At 61.5% G+C, this 19018-nt stretch carries 18 protein-coding genes; 4 read left to right on the top strand and 14 right to left on the bottom strand.

Features of this window, described 5'->3' with window-relative positions; genetic code table 11:
• Nucleotides 1-66: 66 nt before the first annotated feature.
• Both HMPREF2781_RS03040 and HMPREF2781_RS03035 read right to left on the bottom strand, forming a co-directional pair.
• Nucleotides 67-2274, bottom strand: a complete 2208-nt coding sequence (locus tag HMPREF2781_RS03040; protein ID WP_070644331.1) for a 3-hydroxyacyl-CoA dehydrogenase/enoyl-CoA hydratase family protein — start codon at nucleotides 2272-2274, stop codon at nucleotides 67-69.
• Complete coding sequence (locus HMPREF2781_RS03035; protein WP_070644459.1) at nucleotides 2275-3435, bottom strand: acetyl-CoA C-acyltransferase; 1161 nt, start codon at nucleotides 3433-3435, stop codon at nucleotides 2275-2277.
• A 218-nt stretch (nucleotides 3436-3653) separates the two neighbouring features.
• On the opposite strand from HMPREF2781_RS03035, the gene HMPREF2781_RS03030 reads away from it, so the two are divergent.
• Both HMPREF2781_RS03030 and HMPREF2781_RS03025 read left to right on the top strand, forming a co-directional pair.
• On the top strand, nucleotides 3654-4907 hold the full coding sequence (locus HMPREF2781_RS03030) for an NRAMP family divalent metal transporter (RefSeq protein WP_070644330.1): 1254 nt from the start codon (nucleotides 3654-3656) through the stop codon (nucleotides 4905-4907).
• Nucleotides 4898-5677, top strand: coding sequence for a putative hydro-lyase (locus HMPREF2781_RS03025; protein WP_371441025.1), 780 nt, complete (start codon nucleotides 4898-4900; stop codon nucleotides 5675-5677). The genes HMPREF2781_RS03030 and HMPREF2781_RS03025 overlap by 10 nt, the downstream gene beginning before the upstream one ends.
• A gap of 226 nt (nucleotides 5678-5903) precedes the next feature.
• On the opposite strand, the gene HMPREF2781_RS03020 is transcribed toward HMPREF2781_RS03025, so the two are convergent.
• The 8 genes from HMPREF2781_RS03020 to HMPREF2781_RS12130 form a co-directional block, all read right to left on the bottom strand.
• On the bottom strand, nucleotides 5904-6503 hold the full coding sequence (locus HMPREF2781_RS03020) for a GntR family transcriptional regulator (protein WP_070446320.1): 600 nt from the start codon (nucleotides 6501-6503) through the stop codon (nucleotides 5904-5906).
• Between the two features lie 22 nt (nucleotides 6504-6525).
• Entirely contained in the window at nucleotides 6526-8304 is a 1779-nt protein-coding gene (locus HMPREF2781_RS03015; protein ID WP_070644328.1) for an acetyl/propionyl/methylcrotonyl-CoA carboxylase subunit alpha, read from the bottom strand.
• Nucleotides 8305-8328: 24 nt separating this feature from the next.
• Nucleotides 8329-9876, bottom strand: a complete 1548-nt coding sequence (locus HMPREF2781_RS03010) for a 5-oxoprolinase subunit B/C family protein (protein WP_070644327.1) — start codon at nucleotides 9874-9876, stop codon at nucleotides 8329-8331.
• Entirely contained in the window at nucleotides 9876-10637 is a 762-nt protein-coding gene (locus HMPREF2781_RS03005; protein ID WP_070644325.1) for a 5-oxoprolinase subunit PxpA, read from the bottom strand. The genes HMPREF2781_RS03010 and HMPREF2781_RS03005 overlap by 1 nt, the downstream gene beginning before the upstream one ends.
• A 210-nt stretch (nucleotides 10638-10847) precedes the next feature.
• Nucleotides 10848-11213 carry a hypothetical protein gene (locus HMPREF2781_RS03000; RefSeq protein ID WP_070644324.1) on the bottom strand — a complete coding sequence of 122 codons (366 nt, stop codon included), beginning with the start codon at nucleotides 11211-11213 and terminating at the stop codon, nucleotides 10848-10850.
• Nucleotides 11214-11620: 407 nt separating this feature from the next.
• Entirely contained in the window at nucleotides 11621-12373 is a 753-nt protein-coding gene (locus HMPREF2781_RS02995) for a hypothetical protein (protein ID WP_070644322.1), read from the bottom strand.
• 287 nt (nucleotides 12374-12660) lie between these two features.
• Nucleotides 12661-13314 (bottom strand): sortase family protein, encoded by a 654-nt coding sequence (locus tag HMPREF2781_RS02990; RefSeq protein ID WP_246821760.1) that lies wholly within the window; start codon nucleotides 13312-13314, stop codon nucleotides 12661-12663.
• Nucleotides 13315-13732: 418 nt separating this feature from the next.
• Complete coding sequence (locus tag HMPREF2781_RS12130; protein ID WP_141750566.1) at nucleotides 13733-14656, bottom strand: DUF2891 family protein; 924 nt, start codon at nucleotides 14654-14656, stop codon at nucleotides 13733-13735.
• Between the two features lie 274 nt (nucleotides 14657-14930).
• Here HMPREF2781_RS12130 and HMPREF2781_RS12695 point away from each other — a divergent pair, with 274 nt between their 5' ends.
• Complete coding sequence (locus HMPREF2781_RS12695; protein ID WP_246815740.1) at nucleotides 14931-15338, top strand: nucleotidyltransferase family protein; 408 nt, start codon at nucleotides 14931-14933, stop codon at nucleotides 15336-15338.
• 220 nt (nucleotides 15339-15558) lie between these two features.
• Nucleotides 15559-15840 (top strand): hypothetical protein, encoded by a 282-nt coding sequence (locus tag HMPREF2781_RS02975; protein WP_236659317.1) that lies wholly within the window; start codon nucleotides 15559-15561, stop codon nucleotides 15838-15840.
• 34 nt (nucleotides 15841-15874) lie between these two features.
• Here HMPREF2781_RS02975 and HMPREF2781_RS02970 read toward each other — a convergent pair whose 3' ends face one another.
• The 4 genes from HMPREF2781_RS02970 to HMPREF2781_RS02955 all read right to left on the bottom strand — a co-directional run bounded on the left by HMPREF2781_RS02970 (nucleotide 15875) and on the right by HMPREF2781_RS02955 (nucleotide 18988).
• Nucleotides 15875-16222, bottom strand: a complete 348-nt coding sequence (locus tag HMPREF2781_RS02970; RefSeq protein WP_070446309.1) for a DUF2200 domain-containing protein — start codon at nucleotides 16220-16222, stop codon at nucleotides 15875-15877.
• Between the two features lie 325 nt (nucleotides 16223-16547).
• Complete coding sequence (locus HMPREF2781_RS02965; protein WP_070644320.1) at nucleotides 16548-17141, bottom strand: hypothetical protein; 594 nt, start codon at nucleotides 17139-17141, stop codon at nucleotides 16548-16550.
• 3 nt (nucleotides 17142-17144) lie between these two features.
• Nucleotides 17145-17717 (bottom strand): hypothetical protein, encoded by a 573-nt coding sequence (locus HMPREF2781_RS02960; protein WP_070644318.1) that lies wholly within the window; start codon nucleotides 17715-17717, stop codon nucleotides 17145-17147.
• A 32-nt stretch (nucleotides 17718-17749) separates the two neighbouring features.
• Nucleotides 17750-18988 carry a hypothetical protein gene (locus HMPREF2781_RS02955; RefSeq protein ID WP_210385994.1) on the bottom strand — a complete coding sequence of 413 codons (1239 nt, stop codon included), beginning with the start codon at nucleotides 18986-18988 and terminating at the stop codon, nucleotides 17750-17752.
• Nucleotides 18989-19018 lie beyond the last annotated feature (30 nt).

Genomic DNA, 19018 nt, shown 5'->3' with positions numbered 1-19018 from the left:
GCAACGAACAAGGAGAAACCCCACTCCGAAAAAGGGAGCGGGGTTGGGAAATAGAAGCGGCCGGGGCTAGTTGTTGAGGGGCTTGCGGGTTGCGGCCATGTGTTTGGCGCGCTCCACGTTGGCTGGGAGGAGGACCAGCGGTACGTCGAATTCCACTTCGCGCTCACAGAACTCGGTGAAGCTCAGCGAAGCCGAGGCGGAGTTGGAGGAAGTAGGGGCGGTATACATCTCGGCGAGCTTGGCCACGATAACGTGGTCGTTCTCGGTGGTGCCCTCGATGGGCCAGTCATGGTCCAAGGCGGGGGAGCCGGAGTACATCTCGATAGAAGCGTCTGCAGGCGGGGTGTAGGAGGCAGCCAGGTCCGCGGCCTCGAGCAAAGCGTGAGCGAGGACGTGGTCGAAGGACATGAGCACGACGTCATCCGAAGCCAAGAAACCAGCCTTCTGTGCCTCGAAAGCAGAAGAGAAGTTGCGCGCCGAGGCGATGAAGTCGAAGGCCTTCTGGTGATAGTCTTCGACACCGGCCGCCTTGAGCCGCTCCAGCGAGGAGATTGTGCCCGTCCAGCCTGGGTAGAGACCCACGGTGCGCTCCGGGAAACCGAGGCGCGCATCGGCATGAGCAACAATGCGGTCGCAGGACAGCGCAGTTTCAAAGCCGCCACCCAAGGCAACACCCCGCACAGCCGCTACCACGGGAACCGGGGCGAACTTGAGCGCACGCAGGGTCTTGGAGCCATCCGAAATCAATGATTCGACGCGCGAAGCGGAACCCGATTCACCCGCAGCCGCAATGGACGCGAGGTCCGCCCCCGCGCAGAAGACCGGCTTGTCGTTAGCAATGACCAGAGCGACAAGGTTGGAAGAGGACACAGCGTCGAGGGCCGCGCGAATAACTGAAAGGGCCGGGGTTGGCATGGAGTTCATCGGTGTGTGCAGGTCGATGATGCCGATGCGTCCAGCAGAGGTGGACACCGCGTGGACCGCGCCCGCCTCCAGAGAAACGATGGTCTCAGTATCAAGAGAGGCCAGCGTTACGACGCCCTCGCGCGGCGCGAGCTCCTGACGAGAACCCGTCGAGGACAGCACTGAGCCCTCGCCATAAAAGCCACCCGCCTGAGCAGCAGCGGAGACCAATTCAGGAACGTCTGCACCATAAGCGGAGGCGACGTGGTCGATACCGATGGCGTCGGCAAGCGCGAAGATGCCCTTCTTCCAACCGAAGCCCAAGGTCAGGCCATCGTCGATGAGGCCCACGTGGTCCGCGATGGAGGGAGCTACCTCGCAGCAGTAGGCCAGCGTGTCGAGGAAGACCGCGCGGGCAAAACGGCCGCCGGGGGAGTCGGTGTTCATGACCTCGCGCGGATCCTTGAGGCCCACGACAGGATCGGAGGGCTGAGTACGGGGCACGTACTCGTAAGAGGAGTTGATGACCTCGTCACGGCCGCGATAGAAGCCACCCTCACCAGTGCGGCCGGTCAGCCCCCGAGAAACGAGACCTTCGATGAAGGAGTCATCACCAAGGGGGACGTCAAGCAGCGGATCACCTGCCGGCAAGGCCGTCTCCAAAGACTTCCAAATGGGCTTGACCAGCTGGAGACCGATGTAGTCGAGCAGCCCGAAAATACCGGTGCGGGGGATGCCGAAGGCGCGGCCGAAGGCAGCGTCCGCAAGCTCGTAGCTCACGTCGAACTCGCGGGCGCGGGCCACGCCGGCGGCCATCCAGTAACAGCCCACGCGGTTGGCAATGAAGCCCGGCGTATCGCGGCACTCAAGCGCAATCTTGCCCAGGGTTTGCTCGATGGTCGTTCGCAGAGCAGCCTCCGTGGAGCCGGAAGCGATGAGCTCTACCAGGCGCATGACCTTCGGTGGGTTGAAGAAGTGCGTGATGGCGAACTTGTCGCGGCGGGCTTCCGGCACGCCCTCCAGGAGCGACGCCAGTGGCAGGGTAGAGGTATTCGAGCTCAACAGAGCATCCGCAGACAAATGAGGCTCAATGGCCTGATAGAGCGAATGCTTGGCGCCGAGGTCTTCGAAGATGGCCTCGATGATCCACTCGCGGTCCTCCAGCAAGGCGTAGTCATCGCTGGCGCGCACGCGCTCGGCAAACTCCGGCAGGTGGAAACCCTTGCGCTTGAGCTGGATCTCGACGCCCCTCTGGGCACCCTCCGCGTCCTGGTCCAGCAGCACGACGTCCATGCCTGCCGACGCACACAGCGCCGCAATGCCGGATCCCATAGAACCTGCTCCGATGACGGCTACCTTGGTGATGCTCATTTACTTCGCTCCATTCTCAATAATCATGGCGATTCCCTGACCGCCGCCGATGCACATGGTGACCAGGCCATAGCGCTTGCTTTCGCGGCGCAGCGCATAAGCTAGCTTGGTCAGCAGGATGACGCCCGTGGCACCAACCGGGTGGCCGTGCGCGACGGCACCGCCATAGATATTCGTCTTGGCCGGGTCGAAGCCCAGCTGGTCCTGCACGGCGATGGCCTGGGCGGCGAAGGCCTCGTTTGATTCGATGAGGTCAATATCCTGCAACTCCAGGCCGGCCTTCTCAAGCGCCTTCGGCACTGCAGCCACCGGACCGATGCCCATGCGCGTCGGGTCCACGCCCGCGATGGACCAGGACACAATCTTCGCCAGCGGGTCTAGGCCACGCTTGGTCACCTCCTCTGCGGTGGCCAGCACGGCGGCCGCAGCGCCATCGTTGATGCCGGAGGCGTTGCCGGCGGTGACGGTTCCATCTTTAACGAAGACCGGCTTGAGCTTTGCCAGCTTCTCGACGCTCGTCTCCCGCACGCTCTCATCAAAGTCCAGCTCGCCGACGCGGACGATTTCCTCGGCATGCACACCCTCCGCGCGGGCCTTCGCGGCACGCTCCTGGGACTCGGCGGCGAATTCGTCCTGGCGTTCGCGGGAGATGTTGTTATCCGCAGCGACGTTTTCTGCGGTGACACCCATGTGGCCGGTGCCGAAGGGGCAGGAGAGTGCGCCGGTGAGCCAGTCGTAGAGTTTGCCATCCCCCATGCGCTTGCCAAAGCGCGCTCCTTCGACGGAGTAGGGCGCGTTACTCATGGATTCTGCGCCGACGGCTAACGCTAGAGAGCCGTCGCCAGACTGCAGGAGTTGGGCCGCACTGATGACTGCTTGGACACCGGAGCCGCAGAGGCGGTTAACACCCATGGCAGTGGAGGAGTCTGGCAACCCTACGTTCCGGGCAATCGCGCGGGAGAGGTAGAGGTCCTTCGGCACAACGGGCATGACGTTGGACGCCACGGCGGTGTCGAGGTCTGCTCCTGAAAGCCCCGAACGCTCAATAGCCGTTTCGGCCGCAAGGGAGCCAAGTTCGGTCAGGGAAAGCCGAGCGAGGCTGCCGCCGAATTTGCCGATAGGCAGGCGTGCAGCCCCGGCGATGTAAATGTCCTGGGGCATGAATTCCTCCATAGATTTATGCGAATGGCCATTAGTTAACGTGTATCCTAGGTCACTTTCTATTGCCGCGCAATGGAATCTGGCGAGGGGTGTGGGGGTGGCTGCACTTTTGGCGTGGGTGTAACGTGCGCCACCCCCGCGCTGTTTACAGATTGTTCAACAACCCTTATGCTTTCACCAACGTTTAATGCGACCTTCGTCACGAAAGGTGCCCAACAATGAGTTCGGAACCCACCAATCCCTCCGCTTCCCAGGAAGCCGCCCAGAACGCGCCGCAAGAAGCGCAGGCTCCCAAGGGCATCGGCGCCATGGCCGGCGCCATGTTCCTCATGGCCACCTCCGCCATCGGCCCGGGCTTTTTGACCCAAACCTCCGTCTTTACCGTGCAGATGGGCGCGGCCTTTGCCTTCGCCATTGCGCTGTCGATCATCGTCGACATCGCCATTCAGCTGAACGTGTGGCGTGTGCTCGCCATCTCCGGCATGCGGGCCAACGAGCTGGGTAATACTGTTCTGCCCGGGCTGGGATGGTTCCTCGCCATTCTCGTCTTCATCGGCGGCATGGTCTTTAATATCGGCAACATCGCCGGCTCGGGCCTCGGCCTTAACGCCCTGCTGGGCATCGATGCTCGTATCGGCGGCCTTATCGCCTCCGCTATCGCCATCTTCATCTTCTTGTCCAAGCGGGCGGGCGTCGCGCTCGACCGCATCGTCGCCGCGCTGGGCGCCATCATGATTCTGCTCATGCTTTACGTGGCGATTGTTTCCCAGCCGCCGGTGGGCGAGGCGCTGAAGAACACCGTCATGCCGGAGAGCGTCGATTTCTTCGTCATCACCACCCTCATCGGCGGCACGGTGGGCGGCTACATCACCTTCGCCGGCGCGCACCGCCTCATCGACTCCGGCCTGTCTGGACCGGAAAACGTCAACGCGATTACCAAGACCTCTGTCCTCGGCATCATCGTCACCGGCATCATGCGCGTGCTGCTCTTCCTCGCGGTCTTGGGTGTCGTCGCCACGGGCGTTGCCCTCTCTGAAGACAACACGGCTGCCGATGCCTTCCGCCACGCCGCCGGCGAATTTGGTCTCCGCGCCTTCGGCGTTGTGCTCTTCGCTGCCGGCTTGTCCTCCGTTATCGGCGCGTCCTACACCTCGATCACCTTCGTGACCACCCAGAAGGTCAGCCCGCGCACCCGCAATTTCCTCACCGTAGGCTTCATCGTTGTCTGCGCCATTCTCTTCGGCATTCTCAACTCCGCGCCGCAGAAACTCCTCATTTTCGCGGGTGCCTTCAACGGCATCATCCTGCCCATCGCTTTCGCTATGGTGATGTGGGTCGCGTTCAAACGCCACGACCTTACCCACGGTGTTAAGCAGCCGATGTGGCTGCTCATCGCCGGTGTGTTAGCACTCGTGCTGGAAATCTTCATTGGCGTTAAATCCATCTCGGGAATCGTTAACCTATGGGCATGATGCAGACTCCCGCAGAAGTGCGCGCCTTTGCCCGCGCACACGACATGACCACCACTGCCGGCCACGCCCGCGGCTTTATGCAAGCCAACCTCATTGCCCTGCCGCGCGAGTACGCCTTCGACTTCCTTCTTTTCGCGCAGCGCAATCCCAAGCCGTGCCCCATCGTCGGCGTGCTGGAGGCCGGGCAGTTCACTTCTGAGCTCATCCCGGGCGGGGACATCCGCACCGACATCCCGGCCTACAACCTCTACGAGGACGGCCAGCTCACGCAGACGCTTGGCGACGCTTCCCCTTTCTACTCCGAAGACATCGTCTCCTTCCTCATCGGTTGTTCCTTTACTTTTGAGAATGCACTTGTGGAAGATGGTATTTCCATCGCTCATATCGAGCAGGGCCGCAACGTACCGATGTATCGCACGACGATTCCCTGCACCCCGGCGGGTGCCTTCTCGGGGCCGATGGTGGTCTCCATGCGCCCCATTCCTGCGAGCCAGGTGTCCGATGCCGTCCGCATCACCTCCCGCTATCCAGGCGTCCACGGCGCCCCGGTTCACGTGGGCGACCCGGCCGCCATCGGCATCGAAGACCTATCGCAGCCCGATTTCGGCGAAGCCGTCGACATTCCTGAGGGCACAATCCCGGTCTTCTGGGCGTGCGGCGTGACTCCGCAGGCCATCGTGATGAACTCGCGGCCTAGCCTGGCCATCACGCACGCCCCAGGCAAGATGCTCGTCACCGACATCCCGGACCGCGACTTCCTCATCCCCTGAGCCCCCAGTTCGGTGGCGTTTCCTCTAGCTCTCATGACGCCGATACATGGTTCTACTCAGATGGTTCTGGTCAGAAGGTTTGTTTGGGGGAAAACAAACCTTCTGTGAATGCGTACATGGTTCACTTGGGGGTAAACGAACCTTTTGACCCGAACCATCTCACTAGAACCATGTGGGCCGAGCAGTTTCGCGCGGGTGGAACCGGCTAACAGGAGCGCAGGCGCAGCTAGAGGACCCGGAGGATCGATTCCATCGCGCGCATCAAGTCCGCGCGGCAGGCATCGGCGGCGGCCTCACGCTCGCCTTGCGCGATGAGGTGGGCTAAGTCGATGTTGGCCTGCACGTGGTTATCGTGAATCTGCGGGTAGCGCTCCAATGTCAGCAAGAAGGTGAGTCGCATGCGCGCTAGGAGATGAGACATGGAGCGGTCCAGCGTCGGTGAGCCCAGACCAGCGACCAACCTCTTGTGGAAGCGCTGGTTGATGAGGGGGCGGGGAGCGCCGTCTTGCACGGCGGATTCGGTCAGCCGCACCAGCTCGCCCGGGTCCTCGAAGGTGGCATAGCGCGCCGCGGCCGGCTCGATGGCGGCGCGCGCTAAATAAAGATCGCGCACGAAATCGGCATCGGGCGTGGCAATGAAGACACCCCTGTGCGGGATGCGCTCCACGATTCGCTCGGAAGCGAGCATGGCGAAGGACTCCCGCAGGGTGTTGCGGGAGCATTCGAAGCGCTCGGCCGCGCGGACCTCGCTGAGCTGTTGCCCAGGCATGTACTCGCCCTCAGAGATGGCGGCGCGGAGCGCGGAGGCGACGGAATCTGCAAGCATGCGACTTACAGTAGCCCGCCGCTTAAGAAATCGTGGCGATTACCGCGCCCGGTTCCAGCCTCGAGCCTTCCTTTGCCACACGGCTCAGCTTGCCCGCAGACGGAGCCTTGACCGCAGATTCCATCTTCATTGCCTCGATCGTGGCGATAGCCTGGTCTTCTTCGACCGTCTCGCCGTCTTCTACGTTCCATGCCACGAGGTTGGCCTCGTAGGGGCTGGTCACCTCGTTGCCGCTGCCGCTGGCCCCAGACGCCGCGCTTGCCGACGCCCCCTTCACCGGCCCCTGCGACAACATATCGGTGGGGAAGCCCACGCTGACCAGCTTGCCGTCGATTTCCAGCGCCACGCGGGTGCGCTGCGCGTAGATGGCCTCCACCGGAACGGTGGCGCTCGTGGCCTCCGCTGACGGGCGGTAATTGTGGTCGAGCCAGTCGGTGTAGATACCCGCTGCGGCATCGGCGTCGCCATGGTCCACGAGGACCTGGGAGGAGACCATATCGCGGTGGAAGGGCAGCACGGTGCGAACACCTTCGATATCGAATTCCTGAAGGGCCTGCTGCGCGCGTTTCAGCGCGATCTCGCGGGTTGGGCCCCAGACCAGGAGCTTGGCCACGAGCGAGTCATAGTAGGGAGGCACGATGGATCCGGTGCGCACGCCGGAATCGACGCGGATGCCAGGGCCGGTCGGCGGCTCGAAGCGCACGATGGTGCCGGGGCACGGCGCGAAGCCGTTGAGGATGTCCTCGGCGTTGATGCGGAATTCGAAGGCGTGGCCGTCCATTTCAGGGTCTGAAGCATGCGCTTCAGACGCATCGGACGAAGATGAGGATGCGAAGGAGAGGGGCTCGCCGGAGGCGATGCGGAATTGCTCGGCGATGATGTCCACACCCGTGACCATCTCAGTCACTGGGTGTTCCACCTGCACGCGGGTATTGACCTCGAGGAAGGAAATCGTGCCATCTTCGGAGACGATGTACTCCACCGTGCCGGCACCGGTGTAGCCCACCTTCGCGCAGATGGCGCGGGCACCCTCGTGGATGCCGGTGCGCTGCTCGTCGGAAAGCGCGGGCGCCGGGGCCTCCTCGATGAGTTTTTGGAAGCGGCGCTGCGTGGAGCAATCGCGGGTACCCAGCACGGCGACGTTGCCGTGCGTATCGGCCAGAATCTGCGCCTCCACGTGGCGCGGGTGGGTCAGGAACTTCTCCACGTAGCATTCCGCGCGCCCGAAAGCCTCCTTGGCCTCGCGGCCGGCGGAGTTGAAGGCCGCCTCGATGTCCTCGAGGTTTTCCACCACCTTCAGGCCGCGTCCGCCGCCGCCATAAGCCGCCTTGATGGCGATGGGCAGGCCGTGCTCCTCAGCGAAGGTGCGGGCCTCCTGCCAGTCATCGATGGGATCAGAAGTACCTGGTGCCAGCGGGGCGCCGACCTCCTCGGCTACGCGGCGCGCGGCAATCTTGTCACCGAGCAGCTCGATGGACTCCGGCGAGGGACCAATCCACGTCAAGCCGGCTTCGGCCACGGTGCGGGCAAAGTCGGCGTTCTCCGAGAGGAAGCCATAACCGGGGTGGATGGCGTCAGCGCCGGCGCGCACGGCGATATCGAGGAGAGCCGGGATGTTCATGTAGGTATCCGCCGCGGAGTTGCCGGGAAGCGCATAGGCTTCGTCGGCCACCTGAGTGTGCAGTGCGCCAGCATCGGCTTCGGAATAAATGGCGATGGAGCGGATGCCCAGGTCACGCGCGGTGCGGGCGATACGGACGGCGATCTCGCCGCGGTTAGCAATAAGGACTGCAGAGATCATGGGTGGGTGTTCCTTTACTAGTGTTTAAGCGAGTTCAAAGCGGACCGTCGCCCCCGGCGGGAGCTGCGCGGCGATATCAATATCTTCTTCGAGGACTGTGGCGATGACCGGGTAGCCACCGGTCACGGCGTGATCGCGGAGGAAAATCACGGGCTCGCCACTCGGCGGTACCTGGACGGAGCCAGCGACCATGCCCTCCGAAGGCAGCTCGCCTTCGCGGGCGCGGCTCAACGCCACGGAGCCCTCCGGGCCGACCAGGCGCACGCCCACGCGGTTGGACTGTGCAGTAACGGTCCACTCGGTGGCCAGGAACGCCTCCAGACTTTCGGGCGTAAACCAGTCATCGCGCGGGCCGAGCACGCAGCGCAGCACACCCTCGGTCTGGCCGTGCGCGCCTTCGCGCACGCGCATCGGGTTGCTCAGCTGCGCATCCGTCATTGCGGTGGAGCGGGGGAGGACACCGATGACATCGCCCAGCCGTACCGGTGTAGGCCCCAGCCCGGAGAGCACGTCGGTGGAGGCTGAGCCCAGCTCCGCATCCGCCACGATGCCGCCGCGGATGGCGATGTAGCTGCGCAGGCCCACCGTCGCGGGATCCACGGTGACCGTTGAGCCGGAGGTGACGAGTACTGGGCGCGCGAGGTGTACCGGCATATCGTCGAGAAGCACGCGGGATTGGGCGCCGGTGACGCACACGACGGCGTCGGTCAGCGCGCGCAGGCGAATGCCGCCGATATTCTCTAGTACGGTGGCGCCGCGCGGGTTGCCCACCGCGACGTTGGCCGTGGCGGCCGCAGCCAAGTCAGCAGCACCCGAGGGCGTGACGCCCAAGTTGCCGCGGCCGGGGCGGCCCTGATCCTGGAAGAGGGTGAGCAGCCCCGCATCGAGGACCTCCAAGCGCGGCAGACGTGCGGGAGTGCGGCGGCCAAAAGGCGTGGTGGACACCACGTCCGGCAGCGAGCTCACCGCGCGGTAGCGTACGCGGTCACCGGGCTGGACCAGTGCCGGCGGGTGGGCATCAGATTCCCACATCGGAGTTGAAGTAGTGCCCAACAGCTGCCAGCCGCCCGGGGAGACGCGCGGGTAGACCGCGGAGAAACCGCCGGCGATTCCGACGGCACCCGCCGGCACCGCGGTGCGCGGGGTGGCACGGCGCTCGATGTTGAAATTCTGCGCCGAGTCCGCCGGGGTGCAGTAAGTAAAGCCGGGCGCGAAGCCGCCAAAAGCGGCGAGCCACTCGGTGGACGTGTGCCAATCAATGAGGCCTTCGCGCGACATGCCCATCAACTCGGCGGCCTCATCGAGGTCCTCGCCGTCATAGAGAACGTCGATCTCCACAAAGCGCGGATCCTCGCCTGCCTGCGCGGTGGGGTGGAAATCCTGCAGCTTCTCAGCGGCTGCGGCGGCGGAGTTCGGCGTGGCAAAGGTCAACAGCAGGGTGGTGGCGGCAGCAATCGCGTCGACTTGATCTTTGAGCGGATTAGCGTCGAGGGCCGCGTGCCACGCCATGACCTGGGGCAAGTCCTCCAGCTCTATGAGCAGCGCGCGCGTTCCTACGGGGTGAATATGCATCAGATGGCGCTCCGAATCTCAATCCCGCGCGCCTGCAGCTCCTTGACCACACCGCGCAGCAGCTGGACCGCGCCGGGCGAATCACCGTGCGTGCACACCGACTGGGCATCCACGTTGAGTACGGAGCCGTCGATGGCGGTAATAGAGCCGGTTTCGGCGACCTCGAGCACGCGCTTGACGACGTCCCCCTCATCGCCCATCACCGCATTCGCCTCGCGCCGTGAGACGAGCGTGCCATCGGGGTTGTAGTTGCGGTCGGCGAAGGCCTCGCGGATGACGGTGAGGCCCTTCTTCTCGGCGATGTCGACGGCGATGCCGCCGGGCAGCAGCATGACGGGCAGGTCGCCGAAGGCCTTGATGCCGTCGATAACTGCGTGGGCCTGGGCCTCGTGGTGGACGATGGTGTTGTACATTGCGCCGTGCGGCTTCACGTAGGCCACCTGTGTCCCGTTGGCCTGGGCTAGGGCCTGGAGGGCACCGATTTGGTAGGTGATTTCGGCGGCAAGCTCGGCAGGTGCGTAATCGATGAAGCGGCGGCCGAATGCTGCTGGGTCGTTATAGCCAACGTGCGCGCCGACGGTAACTCCTGCCTCTGCGGCCGCCTTGAGCGTTTCCGCGATGGAGTGCGGGTCACCGGCGTGGAAGCCGGTGGCGACGTTGGCGGAGGAGACAAGCTGGAGCATCGCGGCGTCATCGGCCACGGGGTTGCCGGCGGTGGTTTCGCCGAGGTCAGCGTTGAGGTCTATGTGCAGCGCGCTCATTACAGGAGGACACCTCTTCTATAGTTCCCGAATTGTTGAACAATCTATGGGTGACTAGTGTAGCCCGCATCACGTCAATTTGTGAAGTGTGTCCCTCATCTTTGCGGCTGTGGGAAGTGAAAGCACCCCCATCGCTGTCGCGTGATGGGGGTGTTGCTGGTTAACGCCTTTAGCTTGGCGCTTTAAAAGCTTAGGTATAGAAGCTTTGAACTAGAACGGGAGGTTGATTCCCAGTGCCTGTGCTGCGGCTGGGCCGACTGCGGCCAGTGCGCCGAGGACACCTAGGACGATAGCGGCGATGCCCAAGTCGGTCGGCTTGCCGTCTTCGGAGGAGAGCTTGCCCTTGAAGTCATCGAAGGAGCTCTGGCCATCCTTGTTCTTGTCGCCCTTGTCTCCGTCGCTGCTGCCGTTGTCGCCGCCCTGCTCGCTGCTGCCGTTATTACCCTCGGTACCGGCGGAGGAGCTGTTGTTGGTGTCCTGGCTGCTGGCCTCTTCGGCGTGAACGGCGGTGACGCCAGCAAGTGTGAGGGCACCGGTCAGGGCTGCTGCGGTGAGGTTACGGGAGATGCGCTTCATATTTCTTCTCCTGGGAATAGATTGGGAAAGTTTGGTCAACGCCGTATCAGACGATGTTGTCACCGTTAACTGATTTCGACTGCCCACATACTAACCAGAAAAAAGTGAGATGAGTCAAACTATTTTGTATTTTTAAGCTATTCCACGGGAATTGTCATGAAGGTCTCAGGGTGCGGGGTGGCGGTTGGGGGTGTCTGCGAGGAGCCATTTTGTGGCAATGCTCCTGGTTAACTTCGATATTGTGGCCTATCGATGTTCTAGTTCATTCGTTGAATTTTTAACTTGCCTCAAGGTGTGCCACCGGTTGGGCGGTGGTGATTTGCGCGTCGGGAGGTTGGCAAAACGCATAAACCGCGTTCCTCCGCCTTTAGGTGGGGGAGAAACGCGGTGTGTGGCGCTAGTTGTTCTTAAGCGAAGAACTTGCGACGAGCGGCGAAAGCGCCAGCAGCGATCATGGCTGCGAAGACCAGGGCGGCAAGGCCGCGAGCAACGGTGTTGGAGCCGGTCTCAGCGGAGATACCGCGGGTCTGTGCCGGGGTCTGTGCGGCGGTGCTGTCAGCAATTTGGCCACCCTGGGCGATGACCTCGTCCTTGTTCTCCTGCAGCATCTGCTCGGAAGCAGCCTTCTCCTCGGCGGTCGGAGCGTCCTTCTGTGCAGCCTCCTGAGACTTCACGTAGGTCTTTCCATCCTTGGCCAGGTACCAGGTCACGCCACCGATGACGAGGGCAGCCGGCAGAGCCAGCCAAGCCAGCTGCTTCTTGTCGAAGTCAGACTCGCCCTCGGAGGAGTTGTTGTTGTTGGAGTTGTCGCCATCGGTGGAGCCGTTGTTGTTGGAGTTGTCGCCATCGGCGGAGCCCTCTTCGTTGTTCGACGGCTCTTCGCCTTCGGCCGGGTCTTCACCTTGGTTCGAAGTTTCCTTTAGGAGTTCTTGGTACTCAGGCGAATTCTCCCAGGCTGCCTGTGCCTGATCCTTGCTGAGTGGGGTCTGGCCGAGCTCGTTGACGCTCAGGTAGCTGCCGTCAGACTGCTGGCGGTAGGTTACGCCATCGAGCTCGAACTCGGCCGGTGCCGGGATCTGTGCAGAGGCGACGGCGGTGCCACCCAGTGCGAGGGAACCAGCCAGGACTGCTGCGGTCAGGGTGCGGTTGATGCGCTTCATAAGTTTCTCCTAGTGAGGGTAGTGAGAGGGATTTAATCCAACATGAACAACAATAGTCACAGCTTTCACATCAGTCACAAGGGTTTGGAAGTTTTGCTCACTAACATGGCAGGCGTCTCTTGCGCCAAACGGACCGCATGTTCGGCATGTGGCGACCTGATCGGTTGTGCCTATGGGGTCTATTGACCTGCCAAAACATGCGCTATGAAAACCTGTGAGCTGGGAAAATTTTCGATAGAAGCGTAGTGGCCTGAGGATCCCCCTCTATGGGGGTACAGCAGGAGGCTCTAGCCTTGGTTAGTGGCAGCTTCAGGCGTTTCGGCTACGCCTTCAAACTGCCATCCCACCACGGCATTGCGTACCGCCGCTGCCAGTGGGTTGGCTGGCTGGATGCAGCTGATGGTGAGCAGGCGGCCGGGCTGGGCATCGGCGCCCCAGATGCTCTCGTCCTGCTCGAGACCGTCCTTTGAGGGATCGTGCAGATCTGTCGCGGTGTATACCAGCCACTGATCGCCGGAGTTCTGCGTGCGCAGGTATAGCTTGTCGCCTATTGAAGCCTTGTGCTCGTCTGCCCGGCCGTCGTAGAGATTATTAAATACTGCCGGCACACCCGCGCCAGTATGCCCGGCGATAACCACGATGTCCTGTGCATCCGTACCGGGAAGTGAATAGGGCTTATCCTCCGCGGTATAGGTGCAGGCCTTATTCATCGAGTCCGGATTGATCTTGTTGTCTTTGACTCGGCAGGAGCCTTCCTCGAAATCTGTGCGTACGTCAATCGCGGGGATGTACATTTCGACTGCGGGGGAGGGTTCGATGACTGCGGCAGGTTCCGCGACCACGTCGGTGGGTTGCGGGGCGGGTGTTTCTGGCTCCTTATTGAATTTGAGAGCGGCGACAATCCCGAGGAACACCAACGCCAGAATCAGGAGGACCCCCATCCCGCGACGGCTGTCAGGCTGGCGATGGCGCGCTGTGTGGCGCCGTGGTGAAGTTCCTTGTTTTCTCGTCGGTGCTGTTCGTGTTGGTGTTTGTTGGGTAGGCGCCGACAGGGAAGCGGATCGCCGTGAAGGGGTAGCGGTCGAAGAGGGAGAAGTTAACCGTTCTTGGCTGGGGCGGCGTCGCGGCCGGTAGGCCGAGCGCTCAAGGGTAGCGTCCGCGCGGCCTTGAAGAGAGCGGCTACGGCGTGCACGCTCAGCACGAAGATCAATACGGATTCCTTCTTCCGGCAGGCGGTAGCTATCGCGCTGTGCCGAGTAGCGAGAATCCATGGTGAGCTCCTGAGAAGAACGATAATTAGAAAATTACAGTACTACTCGCTCAGTAACCATTCCTTAAGTGCGCGTTATGAATCACTTGTTACCGAAGCTCATCCACGCGTTTTCCCTCACAGGCGAGCTGAAAGCGTAGTGCGTAGGTGATGAGCCAGTGGGTGGACATGAAGTGGCCGTCGACAAGCTGCGGTTGTGCGCTGGCAGCAAGCGCCTGTGCGCGGGGTAGGACGGAGGCGTCGAAATGCTCAGCGAGTTCAATGAGCATCCACGCCCTGGTCAGCGCTAGGCCGTAGAGGTGGGCCAAACGGCCATCGGTTGGGTCGAGTACCTCTGGGATCGTGGTCAAGAAGTCCAGCGCTTCGGAGCGACGGGGGAGAAAGGAAACAAACCAACGCGGGAAATCCGGCAGAACGCGCGACATGAGTAGCGCCTCCGATAGTCCGTTGGACAGGAAATCGTGCCCAGACAGCTCCCATTCGAGCGGGTAGTTGTGGTCGTCGCCAAAAAGGAGAACCGAGGCGAGCTGCAGCAGCCAGGCGCGCCCATAGGGTATTTCATATCCGGGGTGGGCAAGGAGGTAGTTGTATTCCGTGGTGAGGGCTTCTGTGCTGAGGCGATCGTCGAGAAGCGCGGCAAGACTGGTGGGGGACTCCGGTCCGAGAACCTTGTTTAGTAGCGCGCCGGAATACTGCATGTGGACGCTGGAGTGCCAGTTGAAACAACCGTAGAAACTGGGGTGCAGCTTGCGGGGCGCACGTCGCAGTCTTCTGTGGAAGCGCTTGTGTGGTGCATCGCGGCGGGGAATTCGCGCTCGAGTGCGGCCGCAATTGTTTCCGCCCAGTCGCTGGCACAAGTTTCTAGCGAAGTCATGCGTTAAGTATGGCAAAGCTGAAGGTGGGGTGTGTCTTCTCTTGACTTCTGGGGTGTGCGTTTGAAATTGACCATCGAACGCATGAGCGACATTGTGGTGTTGATGTCCGGGCACCCTCGTATTCTTTAGAGCAGGCATCCAAGAGGTGGGGGAATGCACGTCCGCACGCACGCGGTCTAGCAAGGGTGTCTGGAGCTACAGGCAACACTTCGTCTTGGGGGTTGCCATTATCGAAGAAGGGGGAACCTTGAGGTTCTTGGAACACAAGCCGACGACGTTTAGTAAGAGACAAGTACATCGAATAGGAAGTGCGTTACGGAATGGGGAAGCGGTTGATGAGGAACGGTTTGGTCTGTTCTTGGGCCAGCAATCAGCCCTGTGTGATGCGATAATTCAAAAAGCAGGTCAGACCATGGCACAACTTGATAATCGGTTGACGCTGAGTTCAGACTCGATTGTGGAGCCAGATTCAGATACATACTTCCTGGGTTCTCGTGTAAAAACACGAGACACGTTGAGGGAGAAGTTGAGTCGAATGCCGAGCTTTCCTTTGGAGAATATCCAAGACGTCTCTGGAGTACGGCTGGATCTCGACGTGACTCTAAAGGAACAATCGATACTGGCGGAGCTTCTTTCTCGAGATCTTATGAAGGCTGGGGCGAGGAAGGTAGAGCTCCGGGACATGCGCGAGGAACCGCACTCGGGCTATCGCGCGGTGCACCTACATGTGATGTCTGAGGCCGGGCGTGCAGAAATTCAGTTACGAACGGCGCTTCAGTCGCAGTGGGCAAACCTTTATGAAATGGCAGGAGACTTGTAGGGGAGAGAAATCCGATACCTCGAATTCGGCGGAAAAATTCCGGCAGGATTTGAGATTGAGACCCGCGCTTTGCATGAACTGTCCGAAGTCGTAAACAGGGTGGAAAAGCTCGTCGATATTCTTACTGAGCCTTTCGAAGGCAACCAACCTGCTGATACAACGCAAAGAGAAGCACGTCAATTGCGACGTAGCATGTATAAGATGCTAGATAAATTAATCCATGAATTCGAAGAACGCCGAGTTCAACGTGACGTGGAGGGAGAATAAATCGATGCCAGCCTATTTGATTAAATACCATCGACCGACAGGTGCACTGGAAGTAACTGAGTACGAATCCCTCATCGAGGGAACCCGCGCTCGTCATAGACTGGATCAAGTAAATAAGGATCCTGACGTCGAGATTGTGGCGATTGGCGCTAAGAATTTAGAATCCGTCCGCCATACGCACGCGCGCTACTTCTTCCGTGAGAAGACCGCGCCGCCGTACCCCTTTGTGGCTTAAAGCTTGAAGCTTTGAATAGCGCAGTTGGCGAATACTAGCCGCGAAGGATTTTCGCCATGGCCTTTCCTTTGGCTAGCTCGTCAACGAGCTTGTCCAGGTACCGAATATTCTGCATCAGTGGGTCCTCGATGTCCTGGACACGGTGCCCGCAGATGCTGCCAGTGATGAGGTGGCGAGACGGGTTCAGTTGAGGGGCCTGCTCGAAGAACTCCTCGAGGGTGATCTTTTGCTCCCGGACCCTCCCCAGTCCTTCAACCGAGTAGCCGGTAAGCCAGGTGATGACTTCGTGGAGCTCGCTGACAGTCCTGCCTTTGCGCTCCACTTTGTTGACGTAGTGCGGATAGATGTCGGCGAAGGGCACGGAAAAGATTCGATGAGGCATGTGGCGCAGTATATTCGTGGTCCTCGAAATGCGTGGAGGCCGTTCGGCGTCGCGGGTTAGCCGTGCCAGAGCGACGAGATTAGCATCGCCCAGTGGTTGTCACCTATTGGTAGGAATCGCCTGCGCTGTTGTGGTTCCGCAATGCTCGCGCTGCCGTTCTGCAAAGACTTCGTTGCCATTCTGCAAGGTTCCCATTGCCGTTCTGCAATGCTCCCGCTGCCGTTTGATCATGCTGTGAAACGCCAAAAAGAGGGCACCCTCGGCCGCTGCGAAGCGGTGTGAAGGTGCCCTCTTTTGTAAAGTCTGGGCGGGTGAGATAGCTGGGTTAGTTCCAGACGGGGGCATCGCCAAGCTGCAGCTCGGAGTAGCGCGCCTCCGGAACGGTGGCGGAGTAGGGCTTGCCCACGGCCTCCCATTCCTGATCAGCGTTGCAGCGAACGTCCTGCCCGTCGGTGTCGAGCATGGTAAAGCCCCACACCAGCTTGCCCTGGGAGTTCGCCGGCAGAGTGTACGGGCCAACCTCTTGGTTGAGCTTCCAGTGCTGCTCGTGGACATAGTTGAAACCGTAGGTCTGGGTCAGCACCTTGGCCAGTTCGCCCTCGCCCTTGATGGAGCCGGAGACCTCAATGGTCTGAGTGCGGGCCTGGGTCACGGTGTGGCTGACCGGCACGGGCTCATCGTTACGGTTGGCCACGCTGGTGGCATCCGTCTGCTTGAACCAGCGGCGAGTGGCGGTGACATAGGTGCCATTCTCACCGGGTGTTGCGCAGTGCGTGCCCGGCTTGAAATCATCGTTCCAACGCTGGGGCAGCTCGAAGTCCCCGCCGAAGTCAGCGGCGTGGGCAACGGGAGCGGCTGCCAGCAGGCTCAGCGCAGCGAAGACGCTCGCGGCAGCGCGCGCGATGGACTTCTTCAGCACGTCTTAGCCCCAATCGTTGTTGTCGCGGGTGGAGACCTCCACGTGGCGCTCCTTCGGCAAGGTAGCGGTGAAGGTGTCGCCGTTAGCCTGCCAGGTGTTATCGGAACCGCAGATGGTCTTCTGGCCCTCAAAGTCGGAAACCACCCAACCCGCGCGCATGACGGCGGTCTTGCCCGGAGCGATGTTGTACGGGCCGACCTGCTCGCCGACCTCGTAGGACTGGGAGTCGGTGTAGCTGGAGGAGAAGGTGAAGTTGATCAGATCCAGCAGCTTGAAGTCCACACCGGCGGAGACGTTCCAGGTCTTGGTCTTGGTTTCCTTGATGGAGCGGGTCACCGGCAGCGGCTCATCGTTGTAGTTGGAGATGGTCCAGGAGCCAGCGGAGCCGTCGAAGTAGGTGCGCTTGATCTTAACGGTCTGGCCGGTGTCGCCCGGGTTGGTGCAGTGCTCACCAATGGTGGTCGGGTTGGCCGGGCCCAGGTCACGTGCCGGGAGGGCGTTGGCGGCCGGGGTAGCGATCAGGCCGCAAGCGACGGCCACGGCGGCGGTGGTGGAAGCAATCTTGGTCTTGAACATGGTGATTTCTCCTTTGGGAAGTAAAAGGGGGATTAGTAGATGGTCTGGGTCGGGACTGGGAGGTTGTGGTACTCCTCCGGGGTGACGTCCTCGGTGCGGGTGGAGCCGTCCTTGCTTGTGATGGTGGCCTCCGCCCAGAAGCCGCTGGGTGCGGTGGTCTGCTTGTAGTTGGAGGTCAGGCTGTACTTTCCGTCCTTACCGCAGTGGATTTCGCGGTAGTTGATGCGGGTCATGGTGGTGCCGTACTCCACGCGCACGCGTTCGCCGGGAGCGAGGTCGATGTGCTCGAGTTCAGTTCCCACCGGCATGTAAGCGCGCTTGACCGCGCCGACGGATTCGAGCCAGCCCTTCGGGATATCCCCGCGGTTGCCCTGCCAGTTGGTGTACGGCGCGTGCTCGGCGCCGACGACGAAGTCGGTGACCGGCGCGTACTCGTAGTCACCCTTGGACCAGTTGAGGAAGTCCGTGGAGTAGCCCGGCTTGCGGAAGGTCGGCTTCACCGCAGTGATGTCCAGCGGGTACCAGGAGCTATCGCGGCCTTCGCAGGTCTCGCCCTCCTTGGGCCAGGAGGGATCGCGCTGCAGTTCCTCGGAAGGCTGCATGATTTCATCCTTCTTTGGATCCGCAATCTTTTCCAGGCTGGGGCCGGATACGGAGGTGTAGTTGCCCTCGATGGGCTTGGAATTGGCGCCCGGGGAGCGGGAGGGAATCTCCATGGCCAGGTCCGAAACGGAGCCGTCCGCCTTGATGATGTAGGCAAAGGCATAGCGCTCGGCCGGGCCCTTGCCGCGGATGACGTTTGCACCGGGCATGTTCTCCAGACGGTCGTCGTTGCAGCCGACGAACATGGAGATGAAGTCCTTTTCCACCACGCCGTATTCCACGCGGAAGGACTCGCCCGGCTTGAGCGTGATGGGGCCAAAGGTTTCCTTCTCCTGCCAGCCGTTACTCAGCTTCAACCCGATATCGGACTTGGCGGTGGTGTCCCAGCCAGAAGGCATAGCGGCCTTGGAGTTGGCCTCAATCTTGTGGTTGGTGCCCGTTTCCACGGAGGCGGTGTATGGCACCTCCTGGTTCGTGGTGTTCTTGAACTGCAGGGTGCCGTCGCTTAGGTAACGGCGGCCGGTTTCTGCGAAGTGCCACTCCGGCGTGGTGATATCTTCGCCTGCTGCGCTGCAGCTCTTGTAGAGGTTCGTGATGGGGTAGGCCTGTGGCATGGGCGGAATGCTGGCCGCCTGTGCCACGGGCGCGATGAAGACCGCGGTTACCATCGCGGCTGTAGCTGTCAGCGGCGCGAGCAC

Source organism: Corynebacterium sp. HMSC062A03, from assembly GCF_001811145.1.
Taxonomy (GTDB): domain Bacteria; phylum Actinomycetota; class Actinomycetes; order Mycobacteriales; family Mycobacteriaceae; genus Corynebacterium; species Corynebacterium aurimucosum.
This window is presented reverse-complemented; position numbering and strand designations above follow the sequence as displayed.